Raw genomic sequence first — 1,362 nt, 5'->3', positions numbered from 1 at the left:
CCCGTGGGGTGCTGCAGCGATCGCCATTGGTGGTGTCGGCATTGCGTACATGGATATGGTGCGCAAGTCCCAACAAGCGAGGGAGGAGTACGCACAGCAGGTTAAGTCTCTAGGTCTTCTGGCCTATCAGATATCTGATGTTACGGAGAGATTTCAGAAGTTCGGTAGTGAAGTGTCACTCAAGGACTTTATCGGACAATGGAATGAGGCTGCGCAGAAGATCAAGCAGTCGGAGGAACGGGCGAAGGCGCTTGAGGCCGCGGTCCGCAACTATCAAGCGCTGTTGGATCAAGGGAGAACGTCCACGCGCGAGGGGGCTGGGCTCACGATTGTTCGTGACATGGAGCGCCTCGCTGACGCGAAGGCGGATCTGAAGAAGTTCCAAGAGGAGGTGGCGCCGACTCAAGCGAAGTTCGACGAAATGTCGACCGTTCTTCGATCTCGGCTGACGCCGGAGTTGTTCGAGGCTGCAAAGGCAGCAGCAGCGCTTGGGAAGGAGAAGTTGGAGGAGTTTTTGGCGGCGCTGCCAGAGGCGGCCCGACGTGCAGTGGACGCAGGAAACGCGATCCAAGGAATGTTGTCAGGCTTGCGAACTGATAGTTGGAAGGATCAGGTCGAGTGGATCAAGAAGTCCAAGGGTGAGTACGCGGCATGGATGGCCGAGCAAGGCAAGGTCATCAACGATAATGGAGGTGTGCAAGCGCTGACGCCGCAGGAGCGCGCTTCTTTCAATGCTGAGGCTGCGCGGAAGAAGGCGCACTTTGAGCGGATGAAGCAGCTCGAGGATGAGAAGAAGTCCAGGGCTGGGGCCGCCCGTTCAGAGATCGCTGACGGCAAAGCCCAGCAGAGCCAGTACGCATCGATCACCGATCGGATCAAGCGGCAGATAGCTCTCGACAAGGAGCAGATGGGCCTGACCGACGACATGACGGCGGCGCAGAAGCTCCAGGTGGTCATCGCAAATGAGCTGGCCTCGGCCAAGAGCAAGCTGAGCGAGGAGGAGCAGAAGCGCGTCAAGGCGTTGCTCGAGGAGGCGGTGGCCCAGGGTAAGGCGCTTGCGGCGCAGGAGTCTGCGAAGAAGGCCGCACAGGACATGCTGCGGCTCCAGAAGGAGCTGAACGAGGCGGCCGTCACCCAGCAGCAGGCCAACGCGATCGACCTGGCCGGCATCGGCACTGGCAGTGAGCAGATGGAGCGCATGCGCCGCCAGCTGCAGCTCAAGGAAGAGTACGACCGCCGGCTGTCAGCGCTGAATGACCGCAACGCCAGCGCCAACAATGGCAACGGCTATACCAGCAAGCAGTACGCGCAGCAGCTGGACGAGCTGGACAAGTACCACAAGGAGGCATTGCAGCGGGAGGC

At 60.1% G+C, this 1,362-nt stretch carries 1 protein-coding gene; it reads left to right on the top strand.

All coding sequences use genetic code 11. From position 1 onward, the window contains the following. On the top strand, positions 1–1,362 hold a 1,362-nt coding region (locus tag ACFC0D_RS38580), incomplete at both ends, for a hypothetical protein (protein ID WP_376446788.1).

This window comes from Streptomyces sp. NPDC056222, from assembly GCF_042264065.1.
Taxonomy (GTDB): domain Bacteria; phylum Actinomycetota; class Actinomycetes; order Streptomycetales; family Streptomycetaceae; genus Streptomyces.
This window is presented reverse-complemented; position numbering and strand designations above follow the sequence as displayed.